This window comes from Rhodococcus sp. 05-340-2 (genome assembly GCF_002258915.1).
Taxonomy (GTDB): domain Bacteria; phylum Actinomycetota; class Actinomycetes; order Mycobacteriales; family Mycobacteriaceae; genus Rhodococcoides.
On the sequence record NZ_NOYU01000020.1, the window covers coordinates 1 to 22,618 of the forward strand.

Sequence of the window (22,618 nt, forward strand, 5' to 3'; positions counted from 1 at the left end):
CTACAACGGCACCCCCATCGTCCCCGGCCCCGGCCCCGGCCCTGTCCCTGTGCCGGGGGTGGTGCAGACCGCGACACCCGGCGCACCAACGGCTCCGGGTGGTGAGAGTCCTGCAGGAGTCCCGGCTGCGACGGCGACCAGCGGACTTGCTCCGACATCGCCGCAGCCTGCGGGATCGACTGCACCCACCGCGGTTCCCGATCGGGGGCCGGGACCGATACCCACCGATACCGATTCGAGTACCGCACCGGCGCAACCGGTTCCGGACGCGGGGTCCTCCGCATCCGGGGAGGGTGCGGATCGTGACCGGTATCTCGAACTGGTGTTGGTCGGTGCTGCCGCGTTCACTGCCGGCGGGATCGGTGTGCGTGGGCGTCGTTCCCCGTTCGGTGCCCGGACTCCGGAATCGGTTCTCTCTCAGGTGGTCGGCACTGTTGCTTCGCCGTTGATGCAGTACGACAAGGGTGGGCAGTCGAAGATCACCGTCCCCGATCCGGGTGGGGGTCGTCGTACGTTGTTCTTGATCCACGATCGGTCGTCGTCGCATGAATCGGTGATTGCTGTCGACGTGCCGCCCGGGGGGCGCATGTCGGTGGATCCGGATGGTTCGGTGACCGTTGTCGACGCTGACGGAAACCCGGTGTCGACGGTCGCCGCGCCGTGGGCGTACGACGCCGACGGCACACCGATTCCCACGCACTTCGAGATCCGTGATGGATATCTGGTCCAGGTCGTCGACACCGTGGGCATCGAGAACATTCTGTATCCGATCCTGGCCGACCCGCCGTCCGGCGGTGAGAACATCGCTACCGGCAGAGAGATGACGGCGATACCGTTGTACAACGGGCAGGACGCGATCAGTGGTCAACCCGGCGGTATCGCCGTCGTCGGTGATCCCGACCCCGGATACAGCCCGTATCAACCGACCACCGCCTCCGTCAAGGACGGTAACGACTTCACTGTCGACCAAGGTAACGGGACCACCAACCGCTACACCGGCACCGGCACCGATGCCGGTTTGCCATACACCACCGAACCCACCACCGGCACCGTCCCGCAATGCACGATCAGCGACGACGGCCACGGCGGCACCACCACCTCGAGCAGCCACGTCGACGGCAGCGTGTTCACCACCCACGACGACGGCCACGGCAACGTGTCTACCGCGACCTCTACGCCGGTACCCGACAGCGGCGGCACCATCGACACCCGCATCAACAACGCTGACGGCACCGCCAGTGACGTCCGATCGGTCCCCGACGGGCAAGGCGGTGTCACCACCTTCACCGCCAACCCCGACGGTTCGCACACGGTCCGATACCCCGATGACAGCTTCTACCAGGAACCCGCCGCTGACGCCGAGAACCCCATCTACGTGCAAGGACAAGTCACCGACACCGGAATCGACTCCCAATTCACCGACAACTCCGGCAACGTCACCACCGCCACCACGACAACCAGCCCGGGCAACACTGATGTACACACCGAATACGAGACGCCCGGTGGGCACGTGTCCAGCGACTCCTACGTCCAGCCCGGCGGAGGCATCGCCACCGAAACGACGACACCCGACGGCCAGACAATCGTCACCTTGTCGTGGCCGAAAGCCGACGGAACCATCGACACACAGCCGATCGTCGGTACCGCCTTCAACGACAAGGGCGAGGTCGTCCTTCTCCGAGGCGACGGGCAGGTCTACAATCCCACGACCGGTCAGTTCGAAGCGATGACGGAAAAGGTACTTGAAACCGCTACCAAGGCCGCACCGAAATTCCTGACCGGGCAAGCGGTCACCCAGGGTTCGAAACTTCTGGCTTATCAAGCCCAGAATTTTGCTCTGGCAGGGTTGCTAGATGGTAGTGCGGCGCTGGTAGACAGAAGTCTGCTCGTGGCCGAATACGCAACCAAGTTCGGGCGGTTCGGCGCACCGGTCATTTCGGCTCCGGTGGGCATCTACATGGATATCCGATCAGGGGTCGACCCCGGAGAGGCGGTCACATCCGGCGTCGTAGGTGCCGGCGTCACTGTTGCTGCGCTCGCAGTGCTCGGTACCGGGTTCCTGCCTGGACTAGCCGCAGCCGGTATCGGACTCGGTGCCTATTACGGAACAAAATGGCTGTACGGAAAGATTTTTGGATGACGCGACAAACAACGACCTCGGACCGAGCGGTATCGATTCCGCCTGCCGCGGCCTGAAAGGTTGGCAACCATGTTCTGGAAATACGTGGTGTGGATCGTCAAATGCGTCGGCTATTGGATCGGCGCATTCATCGCCGGTGGTGCGTCCGGTGTGGGTGACCTAGGTCCCGCGCCCAAGCGGCCCCGGAGACAACGCACCTACCCCTACTACAAGACCTCCGACCCCAAGAAGGGACAGCACAAATGACGACCGCACGTCCGTCTAGCCCACGCTGGCCCGCCATGCTGCTGTTAGTTATGTGGATAGGGTTCGTCCTGCTGGTCGGTATCGGCTGGGCGCTCAGCATGCCGACTGGTATCCGAATCGTGCTCGGTGCCACAGCGATCGTGATCGGCACACCATTGCTCATCGCTACCGCCGAGTCGGCTCGGATTGCATTTCAGCAGCGTGACTCGAAACGCTGTGAGCAGTAAGGCAACCGGTCCGTTTAGGGTACGGATCGACACCCCGACCGTGCCACCATCGAGGCCGCGACCGGCCCCTGGTCTGGCAACGTGCGGAAACCGAGCGAGTATGACCAGGAACCCTCTCGGTGAGGCGGAGGAGAACAATCCCGATGGAGTGGGGGCGTTGACCGATGCCGAGGTGGCTCAGTTCACGGCGACGGTGGAGTATCTGCGGTCGGTGATTGTTGCCGCGTTCGGGGTGGAGTGGACCGATCCGGTGTTTTCCGGTGACGGGTATGTCGTGACCGAATTTCCACGCAGTGGTGGTGGGTACTTCACCGGGTATCGCGGGGTGCGGAAGACTGCGCGTGGGTATGCGGTGATGTGGGGTGATGAGCGGGGTTACGAGGGTGGGTCGGTGACGTTCGGCCGGTTCGAGGATGCGGTGAAAGGCTACGCAGCGGGGGTGCTCGATTCGTTTCGGACGTGGCGCAGCGGCCGTTACCTGGGCAGCGTGGCGTGGATGTGGAACGGCACGATCGGGCCCGGTGTCGTTGCGCACCTGTTGGGTCGGTCGAATACTCAGTTTCGTTATTTCCTCGAAGATGATCCGAGTGCATGGCTCGAGGGTGACAGGGTGGTTGCGACGTTGTCGCATGGTTTGGGTATGTCGATTGCGGCGTTCATCGCGGTGATCGTCGCGCATCCGAAGGTGACTGCCGAGGATGCGACAGCATGGCCGAAACCGGTGCGACCCTGACCCTTTGGCCGGTATGGCTGGTTCGGCATCGTGAGAAACTCATCCAGTCAGGAGCGAGTATGACCAGGAACCCTCTCCGTGAGGCGGAGGAGAACAATTCCCTTGGTGTGGGGTCGTTGACCGATGGCGAGGTGGCTCAGTTCACGGCGGCGGTGGAGTATTTGCGGTCGGTGATTGTTGCTGCGTTCGGGGTGGAGTGGACCGATCCGGTGTTTTCCGGTGACGGGTATGTCGTGACCGAATTTCCACGCAGTGGTGGGTACTTCGACGGGTATGAAGGGGTGCGCAAGACTGCGCGCGGGTATGCGGTGATGTCGGCATCCGAGCGTAACAGTGAGGGTGGGTCGGTGACGTTCGGTCGGTTCGAGGATGCGGTGAAAGGCTACGCAGCGGGGGTGCTCGATTCGTTTCGGATGGAGCGCAGTGGCCGGTACTTGGGATTCGTAGCGTGGATGTGGAACGGCACGACCGGACCCGGTGTGGTGAGGCAGTCGTTGAATCCGCCGTACGACACGGATTTTCGCTATTTCCTCGAAGAGGATCCGAGTGCATGGCTCAAGGGTGACAGGGTGGTTGCGACGTTGTCGCACGGTTTGGGTATGTCGATTGCGGCGTTCATCGCGGTGATCGTCGCGCATCCGAAGGTGACTGCCGAGGATGCGACGGCATGGCCGAAACCGGTGCGGTCCTGACCTTCTCGACCCGTATCGATGGCGGCGCGCCCGCGGTTCGACATCCGATGTCAGGAGTGAACTCGAGCAGGAACCCTCTCGGTGAGGCGGAGAAGAACAGCTTCGAGGGCGACCTCGAGGAGATCGATGTGGTGTTGCTCGCTGACTGGCTCGAAAGGATCCGACGATGATGGATTTACACACTCCGACGGTGATCGGCTACTGGAGTGATCGCTCGCAGAGCGTCGGTCGTCCTCGGAGCGTCGACGAGCTCGCCGCCACCACCCGGGCGTTCCTCGATACCCTCACCGCGATCGATCCCGCTCTCGTGCCGGAGCTGTTGCTGCTCGGGGAACACCAGAGCGGTCGTCCGGCGGATCTGAGTATCGATGGACTCCGCCGGATCTATCAACGCAGAAAACGAGACGATCCACCCACAGGGTCCTACGTCTCCGGCTACGGGGTCCACTTCGTGCACCCCGACCATCGGCAGAGACAGTCACCGCACCTGATCGTCGGAAAGACCGGACGGACCCCGAACGTCGTCCATGTGACTCTTCCTCGACCGGAGCACGCTGTCGGGGACGCATCCGAGCTGCTCACCGCCCGTGTCGGGGATGCGGTACTCAAAGCGATCCTCGATCACTGGAACGCCGAGAACGGGCGCTTGAGCGTCAGCAAGTATTCCCGACCGCAACGGGAACTGGGCATCGATTTCACCGGCCTCGACGCCCTCGACCGGCAACGCGCCATCAACACCCGACTGGCGAAGGAACTGAAGATCGGGTGGGAAACTCTCATCCCACCGCAGGTGCCTCTCGATCACACTCTGTTGCCTGCTGTCGCCGACACCGAGACCGTGACCACCGGTACTTTGGTTCGGCTCGGTGACGCGCCACTCGATGTCGACTTCGAGGACATTCTCGACCTCCGCCGTGCCCTCGGCTACCCGACCTGACCCGCATTGGCACCCGGATCCTCGCTCGGCCCGCTCTACCGGTCACCCCTGCCCCACTGTCTGGGCGGCAGTGTCTCGACGCCCGTCGCTCGCCCCGTCTGGCGGGTACACCTCAGGTGTGGACGTCGCCGTACCGGCGATAAGTCGACACCACCGCCTCAGAAGGGAGCCTGATGTTTCTGTTCGTATCCAACGGCGGCAAGCAAAAAATGATCGAGCATCGGATCGACGCTCCCTGGCAGTTCGGTCAGCTGCTCTCGCGGTTCGATGGAATGCAGCGGTCTGCGTTGACGGTCTCGAAGGTCCCGGAGGGCCGGTACTACGAGGATCTCAGCGACGACGAAAAGACCACGATGAGTGAAAGCTACATCCAAGCAGCTGGGTCGGCGCGAGCGATGTCGGTCGAGATGCGGTTTCCCATCGACGGCGTTCATCGCCTGTTCGTCATCGGCCGACCCGGCCCTCGTCATGGCGAACCCACTGTCGAGATCCCGTTTTTCAGCGGCAAACGCTCCCTCACCGTGTACCCCGAAGAGGTGTTCACCGCTGACGACGCGACGCAGTTGTTCTTCGATTGGGCCACCACAGGAGACATCGACCGCACGAAGCACCATCTCCGCGAATTCGACCTCGACGCTTTCTACCGAACCTGAGACCTCGTCGACTGCTCCGATCCGACCGGGCGTGCACCCGACTTGTGGTTGCCCGCATCGACGACTGTGCCGAGCACGACCACCCCGAAGTCGCGGCCTCCGATGTTGGGGCGTCCGTCAGTGCCTGCCGATCTCAGAATCGTTGAGCAGCAGTACTACTGGCAGTGTATGACCGTCAGGTGGATCGTTTTCCCGTGGTCCACGTTGCCGGTCATCACCTGACTTATTCGCTGGAGACGTCGATCAGCACCTTGCCGACGGTTCCGTTCTCGACGGCGTCGTGCGCTGCGGCGGTCTCGCTCAGCGAGAAGCGGTGCAGCGGTAGACCGGTGGCCTCGCCCACCTCCAGAACACCTGCCGCTGCCGCAGCACTGACGTCCGCCTCGGCGTTACTCAGAGCCTCGTCGCCCACGGTGTACAGGAGGACGAACTGGTAGCGAGTGTTGAGCACCATGTTGGGTCGAACGTCGAGGGTCACGGTGTCGCCACCGTTGTTGGCGTACACCGCTATCGAGGCGCGGTTCGCTCCCACTGCAGCATTGAGTGCGGCGTTCTGTGCGGGAGCAACCTCGACGATGAGATCGATTCCGGCAGGGACCAATTCACGAATTTCGACGGCGGCGTCGCCGGCCTTGTAGTTCACCACGTGGTGCGCGCCCGCCGCGGTCGCCAGCGCGCCCTTCTCCGGTCCGCTGACCGTCGTCACCACGGTCGCGCCCGCCCAGCGGGCCAATTGGATCGCGGCATGGCCGACGGCACCGGCACCACCGGCGACGAGTACCGACTTACCCTCGAGTGCGCCCGGGTGCAGCCGGGTGGGTCCGTCCTCGGAGACGGTCAGCGCGCGGTGCGCCGTCATCGCGGGCACTCCGAGGCTTGCGCCCACGTCGAATCCGACGCCATCCGGCAGCGGAACCACTCGGGAGGCAGGCAGGATTGCGAAAGACTGGGCTGTACCGGTCGGGCGCTGATGCTGGGCCAGGTATACCCAGACTCGATCTCCAACGGAGACGCCGTCGACGTCGGGGCCCACGGCGTCGATCACTCCGGCACCGTCCTGGTTCGGAACCACCTCGTCGAATGCCAGCTTCTCACCCGGTCCGGAACCGGTTCTGTTCTTCCAGTCCGTCGGATTCACTCCCGAGACCACGATGCGCACGCGGACTTCGCCTGCGGCAGGTTCGGTCACCTCGCGATCTTTCAGTTCGAGGACGGACGAGTCGCCGGTGCGGGTGTACACAATTGCTGGAGCAGTCATATCCGGTCCAACGCGCTCGGGCCGCCCCGATGTTCCCTGCGAGGCAATCGGGGTATGCATGACTGGTTATCAGTGCTCGACGAAAGAGGCGTAATCAATGAACCACAACGACCTGCTCACCGACGCGTTCGGCCGCATCAAGGAACTCGTCCACGCGGTACTGGACGACATCCCCGCGGCCGCGCTGACGTATCGACCCGATTCCGACGCCAACAGCATCGCGTGGTTGCTGTGGCACCTGACGCGGGTGCAGGACGATCACATCGCGGGCGTGGCCGGGAGTGAGCAGGTCTGGACGTCGGACTCGTGGTTCGAGCGTTTCGGACTATCGTTCGACAAGTCGGACATCGGGTACGGCCAGTCGTCCTCGGACGTCGCTCAGGTCACCTCGAGCGCCGAGCTGCTGCGTGAGTACCACGATGCCGTGTACTCGAAAACCGTTGCCTACCTGAGCAGTATCTCGACCGACGATCTGGACCGGATCGTCGACGAGAACTGGGATCCGCCGGTCACGCTGGGTGCGCGGCTGGTGTCGGTGGTGTCCGACGACCTTCAGCATGCCGGGCAGGCGTCCTACGTTCTCGGCCTGTACACCCGGCAGGCTCGAGATCAGGCGTAAACCTTCTGCAGGTTCTCCAGCGTCTCGCGAATGTTGCGACGCTGGAACTGCGGGAACGTCTTACCGCTGGTGACGATCTTGTCGAACACGAGAGCCAGCGCGTCGGGCCACTTCTTCCGGTCGTCGGTCCAGGTCTCGGTGACTTTCGTGCCACCTGCGACCGGTTCGAAGTCGTAACGCCAGGTTGCGTTCGCGCCCTTGATCTTCGGAGCGCTCTTGCCGATGGCGTGGACGCGGAACTCGAAGGTCTTGCCAGGCTCGGCCGCGGTGACGGTGCAGCGAGTGACCCACTTCGCTCGGCCGCGCTTGTTGGTTCCGTCGAACACCATTCCCACGTAGGCACTCTCGCGGGGTTCGTGGACGGTGGCACCTCTGTTTTCCGGGCTCCACTCACCCATCCGCGTAGGGTCGCTGATCGCGGCGTACAGCGTGTTCGGATCGGCAGCGACGACGATGCTGTCCGAGACGGTGAGTTCGCGGCTCATGACGAGGCTGCCTTGCGGGCGTTCTTGCCCAGGCCGGGGTGAATGCGAGTGAGCATGGGCACCAACACCGTTCGCGGGGTGATCTGCGCGAAGATGGACCCGATGCGGTTGGCTGCTCCCGGAATCGACACCATGCGCCCCTTGGCCATGTCGTCGACGGCAGTCCTGGCCACCGTTTCCGCGTCCACCCACATGATCGGTGGAAGTGCTTTCTCGGCATCGTCTTTCGCGAATCCTGCGGCCTCGCCGAATCCGGTGTGTACCGGTCCGGGGCACAGTGCGGTGGCGGTCACGCCCGTTCCCTTCAGCTCACCGGTCAGAGACTGCGTGTACGAGAGCACGAATGCCTTGCACGCGCCGTAGCCGGCCTGACCGGGCAGAGGTTGAAAGGCGGCAGTCGAGGCGACGTTCAGCAGTGCGCCGCGTCCTCGCTGAGTCATGCCGGGGAGAAATCGGGTGCAGAGGTCTGCAACTGCGACCACGTCGACCTCGATCATGTTCATTTCCGCATCCGGATCCGATTCTGCGACCGGTCCGAGCGTGGACAGTCCGGCGTTGTTGATCAGGATGTCCGGGATGAGGCCGAGCTCGGTGATGCGGTCCAGTAGTTCGGCGCGAGCGCTGCGATCGGACAGGTCTGCTGCGAGCACGTCGGCTCGGACTCCCCGAGCGCGGATTTCCTGTGCCAAGTCTTCGAGCTTGTCGGCACGCCGGGCGACGAGGGTGACGCCATGGCCTCGGGACGCGAGCACGCGCGCGATCGCGGCTCCGATTCCCGAGGACGCTCCGGTCACGACGGCTGTCCGATCAGGGGCGGGACGAGGAAGGCTCATGGCTCCCACCGTAGCGAACGCCCAATGTGCAGTGCATTCGAACGGCTCTTGTAGGTTAGCCTTGACTTACTTTCAACCCGCTAGTCTGTCGAGAGGTTTCCATGTTCTCTGCTTCAACGGCCGGTCGACGTTTCACTCGCCGTGCGTCCCTCCTGTCCGCGCTCGCGGTGTCGGCCCTGGTGGTCGGTGCGTGTTCGAGCACCGATACTGCCGAGTCGGAACAGGGCGACTCCGGAGAGTTTGCCACCGTCACCATCGACTCGGCCTTGGGCCAGGCTGTCATCACCGAGAAGGCGGAGCGCATCGTCACGCTCGGCCAGGGCTCGGCCGAAACGGCGATCGCGCTGGGCACCGTTCCCGTCGGCGTCGAGGAGTATTCGTGGGGTGCCGACGACACCGGGTATCTGCCGTGGGTTCACGACGCGGTGACCGAGCTGGGTGCCGAACTTCCCCAACAGTTCACCGGTGGAACCGAATTGAACATCGAAGCCGTGGCTGCCCTCGAACCCGATCTGATTCTGGCCCCGTGGTCCGGCGTCACGCAGGATCAGTTCGACAAGATGAGCGCATTCGCACCGGTGGTCGCGTACGAGGAGCAGCCGTGGACGATCGCCTGGGAAGACCAGATCACCGTCATCGGCAAGGCCATGGGGGAGGAGCAGAAGGCGGCGGACGAGATCGAGAAGATCAAAGGCCGCTTCGCCGACGCCACCACCGAGCATCCCGAATACGCGGGGGTGAGTTTCTCGTACATCTACAACACAGGGCCGGGGACACTCGGAGTGTTTCTTGCCGACGAGCAACGCGTTGCGATGGTGCGAGCACTCGGGTTGCAGGTCGATCCGGTGGTGAACACGCTCGACGAGACCGAGGGCACCGACTCGGCGGTCATCGGGTTGGAGAACGCTAATCTGTTGAACGACTCGGATCTGATCTTCACCTTCTACTCGGATCCGCAGAACCGCACCGACACCGAGAATCAGCCTGCCTACAAGCAGATCCCGGCCGTGTCCCGCGGTTCGGTCGTGGCACCGACGGATCAGTCGTTCGTCACCGGCTCGTCCATCATCAATCCGTTGACGGTGCCGTGGGCACTCGAGCGATACGTGCCGATGATCGACGAGGCTGTCGCGAAGCTCGACGCTCGCACGTCATAGCTTGATCGAGCGAAGCGGAGAAACCACGCGACTCGTGGTCGAGGTGATGTGGCACTACCGCGATGACTGATCCCTGATTCGGCCCTATCGATTTGTAAGACAATCGCTTCCAGCCCCGCACCGTGTTCTCGGTGCGGGGCTGGAGTCTTTCCTGGGGTTCAGGCGATGTGGGGGCCTGCGCGGGCGTGGGATGGTCTCGGTTGTCGGTAGGGATCCACGGTTGCGGGCGGGATGAACCACGGGTGGTTGTCGGTGCCGATGAACACTTCCCAGTCGGAGTGGTGGATGAGGCGGTGGTGGAATCCGCAGAGTAGGACGAGGTTGTTCATGTCGGTGGGGCCGCCGTCGCCCCAGTGCCAGATGTGGTGGCCTTCGGTCCAGGCTGCAGGTTTTCCGCAGCCGGGGAAGGCGCAGCCGTGATCGCGGGCGGTGAGAGCTTTACGTTGTTTGGCGGTGACGGTACGGGCAGTGCGGACGAGGTTCAACGGGTTGCCGTTCTCGTCCATGACGATGGCGGTGAGGACACAGTCGCAGGCCAACTGACGGGAGGTGTTGCGGGAGAGGGGTCCCATCCACGGGAGCCACCCGACCGTGGTGCCGTCGCCGAACAAGTCGCGATACGCGCCGCGATCGGCGGTAGGCCCGGCAGCGGGTTCGGTTGCAGTGCGGGTGTTCTCGTCATCAGTGATGTCGTCGGCGTCGCCGCAGTTCTGGAGGTCGGTGAGATCGCGCAGGCTGATGTGCAGGTTCAGATGCGGGCGTTCACCGCCTTCGATGGGGCGATCACTCGAGGCGAGGTATTGGTCGAGGATGTGTCCGAAGGCGTCGGCTCTGCGCTTGGCGGGGCTGCGGTCGTCTTGGGTGCCGTCGGCCGCGGGGTGGGGTTCGGTCAACGGTGAGAGCGCGGTGAGCAGTTTCTCTCCGGTGATCGCATCGAAGTCGCCTTTGAGTACCAGCCGCCCGTTCAGGGTTGTGGAGGCGAACAGTTCGTTGCGGTCGGTGTCCTCGGCGGGTGGTTTCTTGGTGCCGAAGCTGTCTTCGAGTCTGGTGATCGCTGCACGAATCCGGCCGGTGCGCGCGTCGGGCCCGGTGGCGGCCTTGATCAGAGCTTTACGTGCGGCCTCGCGACCCTCTTCCGGCAGGTTCTCCGGGGGTGTTTCGGCGAAGGTGAGGATCAACGCGGCGTGATCGACGGACATCACGCCGGTGTTCACGGCGTCGGCGATGTCGGGAAACGCAGCCATACCGCGGGCGAGCGCAACGATCTTGGTGGCCTTGGACGGTGAGAGCAGTGTGGTGGAGGTCAGCCAGCCGGCGGGTCCGGGAAAACCGAGCTTCTCCCGGCTCACGCGGGTGTCGATCTCGGCGACGAGAGCAATACGCCGAGCCTCCAACAACTGGATCTGGTGGGAGACCGCAGCGGCGTCGGCGAGGAGTTCGCTCTCGCTCAGTTGCCAGATCTCCGTGGTCATGAGAGCAAGTGTATCGAACAAACATTCGACTGGCAACCATAGTGCAATCGAAAACTATTGCTGTGCGTAATGATTCGCGAATCGGAACCTGTCGGTACGTCGTGGTAGAGGACCGGCGGCACCCAAAGATTGCGCGTCTCGGCCACTTTGCTGTGACGAATGCACCCGAACATCGGTGCATTTCCTGATGCGTCAGTACACCTCGCGTTGCCGTTCCTGTTCCAACACCTGCTCGAGGTCGCTCAATCGGTTCATCGACGAAACCTGACGCGCAGTCCGGTGATTGAGCGCCAACATCTCGCGATGCCGGTGGACGAAGGCCCAGTAGCCGGCGGTGAACGGGCAGGCGTCGTCGCCCAGTCGCTTCTTCGGGTTGAACTCGCACGGCTTGCAGTAGTCGGTCATGCGGTTCAGGTACGCCCCGCCCGAGGCGTAGGGCTTGGTGGCGATCACTCCGCCGTCCGCGTGCTGACTCATGCCGATGACGTTCACCGGCATCACCCAGGCGAACCCGTCGACGAAAGCCGTCGCGAACCAGTCGGTCAACGCTCGCGGATCCCAGGAATGTTGCAGCGCAAAGTTTCCCAGGATCATCAGTCGGGGAATGTGGTGCACCCAGCCGCGGTCGCGCACGCCGTCCACCGTCGACGACAGGCACTTCGCCACCACAGCGTCGCCGTCCAACTCCGTCAGCCAATTCGGCAGTGGCTCATGCGCTTCGAGCTTGTTGCGCTCGAGGTACTCCGGCCCCAGATGCCAGTACAGGTGCCACACGTATTCGCGCCAGCCGAGGATCTGCCGAACGAAACCCTCTACGCTCGCCAGCGGGGTGCCGTCTCGGTGTGCGTCCTCGGCAGCGTGCGCCACGTCCAACGGTTGCAGCAGACCGAGGTTCAGCGGTACCGACAGCAACGAGTGCGACATCGTCCAGTCGTCGGCCATCACTGCGTCCTCGTACTTGCCGAAGTCGTCCAGGCGATAGTTCACGAAGTGCGCCAATGCTTCCGACGCCTCAGAAGCAGTCACCGCGAACACGCGAGGTCCGTCGACCCCGACGGTGTCGAGGCCCCAGTCATCGAGGTCGGCGCGCACCTGCTCGTCGATCGCGTCTTCGGTCGGCCACCAGGGTTCCTCGACGCCCAGGGTCAGGCGTCCCTTCGGTGGCGGCGACTGGTTCTCGGCGTCGAGGTTCCATTTGCCCGAGACCGGTTCGGATCCCTCCATCAGCACCCCGAACTTCTTACGCTGTTCGCGGTAGAACGTCTCCATCCGAAAGGTGCCGCGCTCGGCTGCCCACTCCGCGAAATCGGCGCGGGGAAGTGCGAACATCGGCGTCGGCAGAATCTCCGAAACCAGGCCCTCCTCGTGCAACGCGGCGACGAACTTCTCCGCCGCGTGTGAGGTGGGCTCGAACACCACCACGGGCTTTCCGTACTCGGCCAACCCTTCCCGATATGTCTCGGTCTGCAGGTAGGTGACGCGATCACCCAGCTCCTCGGCCAGGTGACGCATGCCCGACAACACGAGATGCAGCTTCTGCCGGTGGTATCTCCGACGCCGGAACACGCGCCGGGACTCGATCATCAGCACGTCTCGCTCGGCGTGCTCGTCCACCGAGTGGAAGTGCGGGCCGAGCTGATCACCGAACAACCACAGAGCGTCCATTCTCGGAGTGTTCTCCCGCAGCGACGAAGGCAAACCAGTATCCGGCTCATGGCCGGCCGGTGAACACTGTGGCCGACCCAGGCGCGCCTTACTTGACCATCGACCGTCCATCGCATGGACTGACCCGATGCACGCTGAGTCTGCGCTTTCCAGAAGGACGTTTCTTCGCTCGTCGTCGGTGGCGGTCGCAGTGGCCGGAGTGGCCACGACCCTGCCGGCGACTGCCCACGCGCAGGGCAGCGATCGAGGCTTTCTGCACGGGGTGGCGTCGGGAGATCCGTTGCCCGACGCGATCGTCCTGTGGACCCGCATCACCCCCACGCCCGACGCCACCCCGGGCTCCGGCGTCGGCCCGCAGGTATCGGTGACGTGGCGCATGTCCCGTAGTGCGGACATGGGCGACGTGGTTGCCTCCGGAACCGTCGCAACCGGTCCCGACACCGATCACACCGTCAAGGTCGACGTCGACGGCCTGGCAGCAGACACCACGTACTTCTACGACTTCCGGACGAGCGACGCGGCATCGGCCGTCGGCACCACGCACACCGCCCCGGCCAACGATGCCGATATCGACGCGATGCGATTCGGGGTCGTCTCGTGCTCCAACTGGGAGTCGGGCTACTTCGGGGCCTACCGGCATCTGGCCGCCAGGACGGACTTGGACGCCATCGTCCACCTCGGTGACTACATCTACGAATACGAGACGGGCGGGTTCCCGGGCCGCGACGGGGTGATCCGCCAGCATTCGCCCACGCACGAGATCGTCACGCTCGCCGACTACCGTCAGCGCCACGGTCAGTACAAGTCCGACCCGGATCTGCAGGCCGCCCACGTCGACGTGCCGTGGATCTGCACGTGGGACGACCACGAGTCCGCCAACGACGCCTACGACGGCGGCGCGGAGAACCACACTCCGGCCACCGAGGGTGATTGGTACACGCGCAAGGCCAATTCCGAGCAGGCGTACTACGAGTGGATGCCGGTGCGCGCCGCAGGCACCGCGACCAACCGTCATCTGTACCGCAGGCTCCGGTTCGGCAACTTGCTCGAACTCTCGATGCTGGATCTGCGTACCTACCGCTCGCAGCAGGTGTTGCCGTTCAACGGGCCCGAGGTCGATTCGCCCAACCGAACCATCACCGGTGCCGAGCAGATGCAGTGGCTCACCGACGGCATCGTCTCGTCGCCGACGCAGTGGAAGATCGTCGGCAACCCGGTGATGATCACGCCCACTCTCATCCCACCGCTCGATCGAGACGCAGCCAGGGCCGTCACCTCGCTTCTCGGAATCCCGGAGGGCGGCCTGCCGTACAACGCGGATCCGTGGGACGGGTACACCGCCGACCGCCGCAAGCTGCTCGGTGCCATCGTGGACGCAGGCGTCGACAACACCGTCTTCATCACCGGCGATATCCACTCGGCCTGGGCCTGCGAGGTGCCGCTCGACGCGGCGCACTACGCAACGACGGAGCCTGCTGCCACCGAACTGGTCGTCAGCTCGGTGAGCTCGGCCAACATCGACGACCTGACGCGTACTCCGCCGCACACGCTGGGCCGGGTAGCCGAGGAGGCGTTCAAGGCGCTCAATCACCACGTGAAGTTCGTGGACCTCGACAGTCACGGCTTCGGCGTCTTCGAGGTCACCAAGACGGCGGCTCGGATGGACCACTGGTTCCTCACCGCCAAGGAGGATCCGCAGACCGCGGTCTACTGGGGAGCGGGCTTCACCGTCGACTCCGGCACCCAGCGCGTCCGGGCGGCGGCACCACCTGCCGGGTAACGCGCCATACTGGTCGGCGTGGCTGTACCGAAAATCGTCCTGTTCTACGTCTTCACTCCGCTGCCCGATCCCGAAGCGATCAGGCTGTGGCAGCAGACGCTGGCCGCGTCGAACAATCTGACCGGACGCATCCTCATCTCCGAACACGGCATCAACGCGACCGTGGGCGGCGACGTCGACGACGTCAAACGCTACGTGCGCGGCACCCGTAGCTACCCGGCGTTCAAGTCGGCCGACATCAAGTGGTCCGAGGGGCTCGGAAACGATTTTCCGCGCCTGAGCGTGCGAGTCCGGGACGAGATCGTCACCTTCGGTGCCCCCGGGGAACTGAAGGTCGACGCCGACGGGGTTGTCGGCGGCGGCACTCACCTGAGCCCGGAGCAGGTGCACGAGCTCGTCGATTCCCGCGGGGACGACGTCGTCTTCTTCGACGGCCGCAACGCTTTCGAAGCCGAGATCGGAAAGTTCAAGAACGCGGTGGTGCCCGACGTCGAGACGACGAGGGACTTCGTCTCCCAGCTCGATTCCGGTGCCTACGACCATCTGAAGAAGTCCCCGGTGGTCACGTATTGCACCGGGGGAGTCCGCTGCGAGGTGCTGTCTTCGCTGATGGTGGCCCGTGGTTTCGAGGAGGTATATCAGCTCGACGGCGGAATCGTTCGGTACGCAGAAACTTTCGGCGACGACGCGCTCTGGGAGGGGTCGTTGTTCGTCTTCGACAAGCGGATGGCGCAGAACTTCTCCGACCACACCGCCGTCATCGGTCGCTGCAGTGCCTGCGGCAATCCGACGTCCCGGTACCAGGACTTCGACGGCGACGCCGGCCGTGGTCTGCGGTTGATCTGTCTCGACTGCGCGTAGACAATGCTGCCCTTCCGGGACGGTCTCGCTCCGCTGAGACTGCTGTTGCCGCATGGTGATTCGGCCACGACCATTGTGGAGTATCTCGAACGTGAGATGCCCGACGACGACTGGCGACGGGCCATGCGCGACGCCGAAGTGGTCGACGAGAAGAGCAGGCCGATCTCCGTCGACACGCGGTATCGCGCCGGCAGTCAGGTGTACTTCTATCGCGTTCCAGCGCAGGAGGTTCCGGTTCCGTTCGAGATCGGCATCCTGCACGAGGACGACGACCTGTTGGTAGTCGACAAGCCGCACTTCCTCGCCACCATCCCGCGTGGCCGACACGTCACCGAAACGGCGACCGTGCGACTACGCAGGCAGTTCGACTGCCCCGACCTGACGCCCGCGCACCGACTCGATCGCGCCACCGCCGGGGTGTTGCTCTTCACCAAGACCAAGCATGCCCGACGGCCGTATCAGGAGCTCTTCTCCTCGCGCAACGTCACCAAAGAGTACGAGGCCGTTGCGGGATTCGATGCAGCACTGGATTTTCCGCGCGTGGTGCGAAGCCGAATCCTCAAAGAGCATGGGGTCATGACGGCATACGAGGAGCCGGGGGAGCCGAACAGTGAGACCCTGATCGAACTGGTCGATACGTTCGGTGCCGCCGCCCGATATCGACTCTTCCCCAAGTCGGGCAAGACGCATCAGCTGCGAATCCATCTGTCGTCGTTGGGAATTCCGATCGCGAACGACCCGTACTATCCGGTGTTCTCTTCCGTCCCGGCCGATGACTTCACCCGGCCGTTGCAACTCCTCGCCCGGGCTCTGAACTTCACGGATCCGCTCACCGGCGAGCCCAGGCGCTTCGTCAGTGCCCGAACCCTCGAGCTCTGACGGCCGGCCATCGTTCGTTCGGACGATTGTGACAATTGGGACGCGAGGTTAGCGTGTCGAGCGAACCATGTCCGATGGAAGAGAAGAGGAGAACAGCGTGAAGCGTCGTATTGCTGTTGTGTTGGGAGCCGCAGTCATCGCCATAGCGTCGCCGGCAGTCGCGGTGGCCGATACCGGAAGCGCGAGCACCGGTAGCGCGAGTGGTGCGTTGGGTGGTTTCGAGATGCTGTCGCGGCTCTGGGAGGCCTGCGCGGTGACCATCTTCACCGGTCAATGCACCGGTGTCGTCGCAACGGACGTGACCTACTGGTAACGCGCGCCCTGAGCCGAACCCTCCGCCGAACCCCTTTAACCGACAAACGCGCGCGCATTCGCCAGACGCTCGCGGAACAGGTAACCATTCCGCGAGCATCCGGCAAACGCGCGCGCGTGTGCGTGGAGCCAGAGCCCTACTTCGCCAAAGACCGCGCCATTCCGCGTTCGATTGCGGCGACCAGTTGCGGGCGCAGTTCGGCGGCGGGGACGATGTGGTGCACCGATCCGACGTTCTGTGCTCGCTGGATGTTGTGGATGGCCTCGAATTCGGCTGCCACTTCACCCAGTTTGGCGTTGCGTGCGTTCGCTCGCACGGCGGCCAGCTCGACACGCAGGGCCGAGCGGGTGGCGTCGTCCTCGGCGGTGTTCAGCGCCGTCTCGAGTTCCTTGACGGTCGGGTCCGCTGCGGTGCGGGCGTTGACGTCGCGGGTGAACACCACTGCTGCGGCCGGGGCTCCACCGAGCACGGAGGCGAAGGAGCCCTCCACTGCGAGGACCTCCATGTTGTCGTTGAGCGCTCCGGAGAACACCACGAAAGCGCCTCCGTGGTAGCGCGAGACGACACAGAACACGACCGGTCCGTCGAAGTTGACGATGGCGCGGCCGATCTCGGCACCGTATTCGAGCTGGATGTTGCGCAGCGATTCCGGTGATCCGTCGAAGCCGGAGAGGTTGGCCAGCACCACGATCGGCCGGCTTCCGCTGGCGGCGTTGATGGCGCGGGCCGTCTTCTTCGACGAGTTCGGGAACAGGGTGCCCGAGGTCCACTGATCGGGGCCGTCGGACGGGAACCAGCCCTTACGGGGGATGGCTCGCGATTCGATACCGATGACGGACACCGGGATTCCGGCGAGGTGGGCGTCGAACACCACGGATGTGTCGGCGTCGGCCATGTCGGCCCAACGCTCGAGTACCGAGTGGTCCTGGTCCACCACGGCGCGCATCACGGTGCGAATGTCGAACGGCTTCTTGCGGTCCGGGTTGGTGACCGCGGAGAAGATGTCGCCGACGGTGGTGAAGTCGCTCGATGGGTGCACGTGCGGGTAGGTACGCACGTCGCGCTCGGTCGGGTCTGCGGTGGCAGCGCGGCGTGGGAAGCGTTCTCCGGGTGCGGCATACGCGTGGTCGTAGTGCGCGAACAGGATGTCGCACGCGGCCCGCAGGTTCGGTGCCCAGTATTGCGCCTGGCCGTTCGGGCCCATGACGCGGTCGTAGCCGCCGATGCCGAAGTTGTCCTCCGCCGAGACACCACCGGAGTAGTCCAGGGACTGCTTTCCGGTGAGCACCATCGCACTGTCGGGGGTCATCACCAGGATGCCCTTGGTGTGGGTGAGCATGGTGGCTTCGGCGTTCCAGTACGGCTGCGCGCCGACGTTGATGCCCGCGACGACGATGTTGATCTCACCGCCTGCCTGGGTGAAGGTGATGATGCGACGCAGGCCGCGCGAGACCCAGTCCATGTTCTCGGTGCCCGATTCCATGGAAATCGTTGCACCGGAGGACAATGCGAACCATTCGACGGGTGCGCCGAGCTGCTCGGCGAGGTCGATGGCCGCGACGATTCGCGAGCACTCGGCCTCGGCGACGGTGCCGAGTGCCTTGGTCGGGTCGCCGAACAGCGCGACGCGAGTGATGCCCTCGGGGTACTTGGCCGTCGGTGTGGTGGCCACGCCGACGATGACGCCTGCGGAGTTGCGGCCGTAGGGACGGTCGACCGGTGCAAGCACACCGTCGGCGTCGAAGTCGTACTCGGTGAACGTGCCGCCGTTGCTGCTCAGCAACGGAATCAACTCGTACGGGTACACGGTGCCGCGTGCCTGGGACCGCTGCACCTTCTGGGTGTACTCGTCGAGCGGACGCATCGGCTCGGTCGGCGGCGGCGTCACCTTGGCGACGATGCCTGCACCGGATCGGTAGGACAGACGCAGTGCCACCTCGCGCGGGGTCGCGCCGGGCTTCTCGGCCAGGCGCGCGATGAGGGTGATCTCCTCGAGTCCTGCACCGATCGTCAGCGGCGCGATGTGCCGGGCGATGGTGGCGATGCGGTCGGCGGGCACGTTCAGTACCGGCCAGACATAGAGCACGACGCGGTTGGCGTCGAGTCGCTTCTTGCCACGTCCGGCCTGAGCGCGGCGGATACCGTCGAGGCAGGCAGCGACGGTGCGTTCGATCTCGGGTACCGCGACGATGTTTCCGGCGTCGTCCAACTGTGTTGTGACGCCACGGATCTCGGCGAGTGCGACGAGTCGCTCGTCGGAGGGGTTGGCCTTGGACGTCAGGTGGAACAGGTACGTCCCTGCGCTGGCGGGCAGGCGAACTCCGTCGAAGTTCTTCAGTCGCCACAGGTCGAGTCGCTGACCGGTCAGTGGGTGCATGTCCCGGATGATCGTGTCCTCGGCGAGGGGTTCGGATCCCTCGACCGTGGTGCGGCGGTAGGTCATCTTTCGGGTGGCGGAACCGAAGGCGGTCACGGTGACTCGACGCCAGCGGCCGGTGCTCGGGTGCGCGGCCAGTGCAGCCTGGAGTTGTTCCGAGAGGGAGTCGCCGTCCGTCGGCGCGTCCGGCCAGGACAGGTAGAGGTCCACGGCCAGGTGCTCCGGTGACGGACCGGCGATGTCCTCGACAGCGTCGAGAGTAGCTGCGAGAGAATCGAAGTCGGTAGCCGTGGAGACGAGGTGCAGTCGTTCGCCCGAGAGCTCGAAGTTGCCGGTGACGAAGTGCTTGCCGTCGCGGTCGAAGGCCTTGACGTCTTCGAGGGTTCGGATCTCGTAGTACTGGCGGGTGATCACTTCGAGCAGGGCTCCGGGATCGGTGATCCGTTGTGCCAGAAGCTCGATCAGCGGTTCCGGGGTGGCGACGAGCGCCGCGATGCGGGCCGAGTAATCGGCCGCGTCGGGGTTCTCGGCGAGGTACTGCAGGCTGCCACGGACGCCGTCGTAGATCTTCTCGCGTGCACTGCGGATCTGCGGCTCGTCGAACAGCCGGAAGCGCAGGTTGCGAGCGACGTCGCCGATGACGGGGTAGCGGGCCTGGGTGGCACCAATGAGGCGTTCGAGGACCTCGGCCATGGCCGGGGTGGCTTCGGGCTGCGCCGAGCAGTCGCTGAGCCAGTGGCCGAGCAGGGCCGCGATGACCGGAACCTGGTTCTCCATGCGCTGCAGAGCGAGGAAGACGCGGTAGACGGCTTCTTCGAGTTCGGGGGTTCGGCCTTCGTCGATGGCGGCATCGTAGTGCGCGAGTGCGCGAGTGAGCTTGGCGCGGAACGAATCCGGGAGCCCCTGCACGTCTGCGTCGAGCGAGTGCAGGAACGAGTGGAAGTGCTCGCGAGGGGAGTGGACGCGCTCGTCGTTGCTCTCCTCGTCCATCGTGGGACGGTTGCGGGAGAGTTCGCAGATGTCTGCGAACGTGTTGAGCAGATCCAGCTCGGCGGAGACCACACCCGAATCGTTGCGAGGAACGTCGGCACGCAGAGTTTCGTAGGTGGACAACAGGTTTCGCGCGCGGGCTCCGCTGACGTCGAAACCGGTGATGAGGGCGGCGAGTTCATCGAGTCGGTCCAGTGCCCGGCGCTGCGGCGAACGCTGTGCGGCGTCGTCGATACCGCGGAACTGCACGCGCGGTGCCTGCTCGGAGACCTTCTGCTCACCGGCCTGATCGACGCGCAGCAGTGCCGCTCCTGCGTCGACCTGTCCGTTGACCGAGGCCAGTACCTCACGCACGGTGCCCGCGTAGGGAGACCGGACGGCGGTTTCCATCTTCATCGATTCGAGGACGACGAGGGTCTGTCCCGCTTCGACCTCGTCGCCGACGGCGACCGGAACGGCCACGACGACGGCGGGTGCCGGTGCGCGGACCAACCCGGCCTCGTCCTGCGAGATCTGATGGCTGATGCCGTCGACCTCGACGAGGAAGTGCGCGGCTCCGGCGACGGTGACCACCTGGTAGCGACGGTCGCCGATGACCAGACGGCTCTCGTACGTTCCGAGTCGCTCGACGTCGACCTGCAGATCGCCGATGCCGTCACCGTCGATGCTGTAACGGTGCGTGCCGGTCTGGCCGACCTCGAGCTTGTAGGCCTGACCCTGGTAGTTCAATTCGACGGTGCGGCCGATGGCATGGGTGGCGCGTGGCCGGCCGCCGCGTGCGGAGCTGAGGAACGCGGTGCGCTCGCGGCCTTCCTCGGCGTCGTAGGCGTCGATGGCTGCGGCGATGATGGCGATGTCGGCGACGGCGGTAGGGCCCACCTGAGAGCCGGCCTCGGTGCGGTCGAGCCAGCCGGTGTCGGCGGAGGCGGAGATGACTTCCTCGCGGTCGAGCAGGCTCAGCAGGAACGACTTGGTGGTGGTGCCGCCGTCGATGACGACGGTGGTCTCCCGCAGCGCGTTGCGCAAGCGAGCCAACGCTTCGCTGCGGTCGCGACCCCAGGCGATGACCTTGGCGACCATCGAGTCGTAGTCGGGCGGAATGACGTCACCCTGCGCGATACCGGTGTCGACGCGGATGCCGGTGCCGAGGGGGAACTTGAGCAGCTCGACGGTGCCGGGAGCCGGTGCGAAACCGTTGTCCGCGTCCTCGGCGTTGAGGCGAGCCTCGACTGCGTGACCGAACTCCGTGGGGCACTCGCCGGGCAGTGCCTGGCCGTCGGCCACGAGGATCTGCAGCTTCACCAGGTCGATGCCGGTGGTGTATTCGGTGATGGGGTGCTCGACCTGGAGGCGGGTGTTGACCTCGAGGAAGGTGAAGATCTTCTGCTCGGGCTGGTACAGGTACTCGACGGTGCCTGCGCCCTGGTAGCCGGCGGCCTTGACGAGTTCGGCAGAGGCGGTGCGCAGCTGGTCGGCCTGCTCCTTGGTCAGCAGCGGTGAGCTGGACTCCTCGATGACCTTCTGGTTGCGGCGCTGGATGGAGCAGTCGCGCACGCCCGGGGCCCAGACATTGCCGTGGCTGTCGGCGATCACCTGAACCTCGACGTGGCGGGCATCGGTGACGAGCCGTTCGAGGAACACGACGGGGTCACCGAACGAGCGCTCGGCCTCACCCTGGGTGCGTTCGAGGGAGAGTTCGAGTTCGTCCTCGTGGAAGACCTTGCGGATACCGCGGCCGCCGCCGCCGGAGCGGGCCTTGATGATCAGCGGGTAGCCGATCGCCGCTGCATGACGCCTGGCGTCGGCGCGGGTCTCGACGGGGCCGCCGGACCACGGTGCGACGGGGACGCCGACCTTCTCGGCGAGGATCTTGGCCTCGACCTTGTCGCCGAGCAGGCGCATCGCGTCGGCCGAGGGGCCGATGAAGGTGATGTTCAGGCGGGCGACGAGATCGGCGAACGTGGGGTCCTCGGCAACGAAGCCCCAGCCGACCCACACTGCGTCGGCACCGGACTCGACCAGGGCGGCCTCGAGGACGCCGTAGTCGAGGTAGGCCGAGCCGGTGGCGGGCTTGCGCAGCGTGACCGCCTCGTCGGCCTGGCGGACGAACATGGCCCGCTTCTCCGCTTCGGTGTGCAGCGCTACGGTGCGGATGCCGTAATCGTGTTCGGCGTTGAGCTCTCGGACGGCTCGGATCAGGCGTACTGCTGCCTCGCCTCGGTTGACTACTGCAATCCGCTTGAACAACGTATCTCTCTTCGCTCGGTGTGGGCGCACCGCGTCGGTGCACTCGATGGAACG

Annotated in this window: 19 protein-coding genes and 1 pseudogene; 14 read left to right on the forward strand and 6 right to left on the reverse strand. The window is 64.8% G+C overall.

The window, feature by feature from the left end; translation table 11 throughout:
• The 8 genes and pseudogenes from CH271_RS29270 to CH271_RS10590 form a co-directional block, all read left to right on the forward strand.
• Window positions 1–2,140, forward strand: a pseudogene (locus CH271_RS29270) (hypothetical protein); the annotation flags it as partial.
• 69 nt (window positions 2,141–2,209) lie between these two features.
• A complete protein-coding gene (locus CH271_RS28805; protein WP_179274690.1) occupies window positions 2,210–2,386 on the forward strand; it encodes a hypothetical protein in 177 nt (58 codons plus the stop codon).
• Window positions 2,387–2,421: 35 nt separating this feature from the next.
• Window positions 2,422–2,613, forward strand: a complete 192-nt coding sequence (locus tag CH271_RS28415) for a hypothetical protein (protein WP_143546036.1) — start codon at window positions 2,422–2,424, stop codon at window positions 2,611–2,613.
• Window positions 2,614–2,713: 100 nt separating this feature from the next.
• Complete coding sequence (locus CH271_RS10570) at window positions 2,714–3,346, forward strand: hypothetical protein (protein ID WP_094633543.1); 633 nt, start codon at window positions 2,714–2,716, stop codon at window positions 3,344–3,346.
• 59 nt (window positions 3,347–3,405) lie between these two features.
• The gene (locus CH271_RS10575; protein WP_143546037.1) at window positions 3,406–4,038 is read left to right on the forward strand and encodes a hypothetical protein; all 633 of its coding nucleotides are present in this window, start codon (window positions 3,406–3,408) and stop codon (window positions 4,036–4,038) included.
• Complete coding sequence (locus CH271_RS10580) at window positions 4,014–4,208, forward strand: hypothetical protein (protein ID WP_094633545.1); 195 nt, start codon at window positions 4,014–4,016, stop codon at window positions 4,206–4,208. Before CH271_RS10575 ends, CH271_RS10580 begins: the two co-directional genes overlap by 25 nt.
• Window positions 4,205–4,975: a hypothetical protein gene (locus tag CH271_RS10585; protein WP_143546038.1), complete on the forward strand. Its 771-nt coding sequence runs from the start codon at window positions 4,205–4,207 to the stop codon at window positions 4,973–4,975. Before CH271_RS10580 ends, CH271_RS10585 begins: the two co-directional genes overlap by 4 nt.
• 173 nt (window positions 4,976–5,148) lie before the next feature.
• Window positions 5,149–5,628: a hypothetical protein gene (locus CH271_RS10590; RefSeq protein ID WP_094633547.1), complete on the forward strand. Its 480-nt coding sequence runs from the start codon at window positions 5,149–5,151 to the stop codon at window positions 5,626–5,628.
• 223 nt (window positions 5,629–5,851) lie between these two features.
• Here the strand turns inward: CH271_RS10590 and CH271_RS10595 are convergent, their stop codons facing one another.
• On the reverse strand, window positions 5,852–6,886 hold the full coding sequence (locus tag CH271_RS10595; protein ID WP_094633548.1) for an NADPH:quinone reductase: 1,035 nt from the start codon (window positions 6,884–6,886) through the stop codon (window positions 5,852–5,854).
• 97 nt (window positions 6,887–6,983) lie between these two features.
• Here CH271_RS10595 and CH271_RS10600 point away from each other — a divergent pair, with 97 nt between their 5' ends.
• Window positions 6,984–7,505 (forward strand): mycothiol transferase, encoded by a 522-nt coding sequence (locus tag CH271_RS10600; RefSeq protein WP_094633549.1) that lies wholly within the window; start codon window positions 6,984–6,986, stop codon window positions 7,503–7,505.
• On the opposite strand, the gene CH271_RS10605 is transcribed toward CH271_RS10600, so the two are convergent.
• Window positions 7,496–7,990 carry an SRPBCC family protein gene (locus CH271_RS10605; RefSeq protein WP_094633550.1) on the reverse strand — a complete coding sequence of 165 codons (495 nt, stop codon included), beginning with the start codon at window positions 7,988–7,990 and terminating at the stop codon, window positions 7,496–7,498. The genes CH271_RS10600 and CH271_RS10605 overlap by 10 nt on opposite strands.
• A complete protein-coding gene (locus CH271_RS10610) occupies window positions 7,987–8,823 on the reverse strand; it encodes an SDR family NAD(P)-dependent oxidoreductase (protein ID WP_094633564.1) in 837 nt (278 codons plus the stop codon). Before CH271_RS10610 ends, CH271_RS10605 begins: the two co-directional genes overlap by 4 nt.
• A 101-nt stretch (window positions 8,824–8,924) precedes the next feature.
• On the opposite strand from CH271_RS10610, the gene CH271_RS10615 reads away from it, so the two are divergent.
• Complete coding sequence (locus CH271_RS10615; RefSeq protein WP_094633551.1) at window positions 8,925–9,980, forward strand: iron-siderophore ABC transporter substrate-binding protein; 1,056 nt, start codon at window positions 8,925–8,927, stop codon at window positions 9,978–9,980.
• Between the two features lie 158 nt (window positions 9,981–10,138).
• On the opposite strand, the gene CH271_RS10620 is transcribed toward CH271_RS10615, so the two are convergent.
• A complete protein-coding gene (locus CH271_RS10620; RefSeq protein ID WP_094633552.1) occupies window positions 10,139–11,452 on the reverse strand; it encodes an HNH endonuclease signature motif containing protein in 1,314 nt (437 codons plus the stop codon).
• 192 nt (window positions 11,453–11,644) lie between these two features.
• Entirely contained in the window at window positions 11,645–13,117 is a 1,473-nt protein-coding gene (locus CH271_RS10625) for a cryptochrome/photolyase family protein (RefSeq protein WP_094633553.1), read from the reverse strand.
• A gap of 127 nt (window positions 13,118–13,244) precedes the next feature.
• Here CH271_RS10625 and CH271_RS10630 point away from each other — a divergent pair, with 127 nt between their 5' ends.
• From CH271_RS10630 to CH271_RS10645, 4 genes are all read left to right on the forward strand, one after another.
• A complete protein-coding gene (locus CH271_RS10630) occupies window positions 13,245–14,897 on the forward strand; it encodes an alkaline phosphatase D family protein (RefSeq protein ID WP_094633554.1) in 1,653 nt (550 codons plus the stop codon).
• 18 nt (window positions 14,898–14,915) lie between these two features.
• A complete protein-coding gene (gene trhO, locus CH271_RS10635) occupies window positions 14,916–15,758 on the forward strand; it encodes an oxygen-dependent tRNA uridine(34) hydroxylase TrhO (RefSeq protein WP_037191530.1) in 843 nt (280 codons plus the stop codon).
• Window positions 15,759–15,761: 3 nt separating this feature from the next.
• Window positions 15,762–16,637: a pseudouridine synthase gene (locus CH271_RS10640; protein ID WP_094633555.1), complete on the forward strand. Its 876-nt coding sequence runs from the start codon at window positions 15,762–15,764 to the stop codon at window positions 16,635–16,637.
• A 97-nt stretch (window positions 16,638–16,734) separates the two neighbouring features.
• On the forward strand, window positions 16,735–16,950 hold the full coding sequence (locus tag CH271_RS10645) for a hypothetical protein (protein WP_032371644.1): 216 nt from the start codon (window positions 16,735–16,737) through the stop codon (window positions 16,948–16,950).
• A 136-nt stretch (window positions 16,951–17,086) separates the two neighbouring features.
• Here CH271_RS10645 and CH271_RS10650 read toward each other — a convergent pair whose 3' ends face one another.
• Complete coding sequence (locus tag CH271_RS10650; protein WP_094633565.1) at window positions 17,087–22,564, reverse strand: ATP-binding protein; 5,478 nt, start codon at window positions 22,562–22,564, stop codon at window positions 17,087–17,089.
• Window positions 22,565–22,618: the final 54 nt, after the last annotated feature.

Excerpts from the sequence above, each read along its gene's own strand:
- CH271_RS28805 (WP_179274690.1), top strand. The coding sequence starts at position 2,210 with ATGTTCTGGAAATACGTGGTGTGGATCGTCAAATGCGTCGGCTATTGG.
- CH271_RS28415 (WP_143546036.1), top strand. The coding sequence starts at position 2,422 with ATGCTGCTGTTAGTTATGTGGATAGGGTTCGTCCTGCTGGTCGGTATC.
- CH271_RS10570 (WP_094633543.1), top strand. The coding sequence starts at position 2,714 with ATGACCAGGAACCCTCTCGGTGAGGCGGAGGAGAACAATCCCGATGGA.
- CH271_RS10575 (WP_143546037.1), top strand. The coding sequence starts at position 3,406 with ATGACCAGGAACCCTCTCCGTGAGGCGGAGGAGAACAATTCCCTTGGT.
- CH271_RS10580 (WP_094633545.1), top strand. The coding sequence starts at position 4,014 with ATGGCCGAAACCGGTGCGGTCCTGACCTTCTCGACCCGTATCGATGGC.
- CH271_RS10585 (WP_143546038.1), top strand. The coding sequence starts at position 4,205 with ATGATGGATTTACACACTCCGACGGTGATCGGCTACTGGAGTGATCGC.
- CH271_RS10590 (WP_094633547.1), top strand. The coding sequence starts at position 5,149 with ATGTTTCTGTTCGTATCCAACGGCGGCAAGCAAAAAATGATCGAGCAT.
- CH271_RS10595 (WP_094633548.1), bottom strand. The coding sequence starts at position 6,886 with ATGACTGCTCCAGCAATTGTGTACACCCGCACCGGCGACTCGTCCGTC.
- CH271_RS10600 (WP_094633549.1), top strand. The coding sequence starts at position 6,984 with ATGAACCACAACGACCTGCTCACCGACGCGTTCGGCCGCATCAAGGAA.
- CH271_RS10605 (WP_094633550.1), bottom strand. The coding sequence starts at position 7,990 with ATGAGCCGCGAACTCACCGTCTCGGACAGCATCGTCGTCGCTGCCGAT.
- CH271_RS10610 (WP_094633564.1), bottom strand. The coding sequence starts at position 8,823 with ATGAGCCTTCCTCGTCCCGCCCCTGATCGGACAGCCGTCGTGACCGGA.
- CH271_RS10615 (WP_094633551.1), top strand. The coding sequence starts at position 8,925 with ATGTTCTCTGCTTCAACGGCCGGTCGACGTTTCACTCGCCGTGCGTCC.
- CH271_RS10620 (WP_094633552.1), bottom strand. The coding sequence starts at position 11,452 with ATGACCACGGAGATCTGGCAACTGAGCGAGAGCGAACTCCTCGCCGAC.
- CH271_RS10625 (WP_094633553.1), bottom strand. The coding sequence starts at position 13,117 with ATGGACGCTCTGTGGTTGTTCGGTGATCAGCTCGGCCCGCACTTCCAC.
- CH271_RS10630 (WP_094633554.1), top strand. The coding sequence starts at position 13,245 with ATGCACGCTGAGTCTGCGCTTTCCAGAAGGACGTTTCTTCGCTCGTCG.
- CH271_RS10640 (WP_094633555.1), top strand. The coding sequence starts at position 15,762 with ATGCTGCCCTTCCGGGACGGTCTCGCTCCGCTGAGACTGCTGTTGCCG.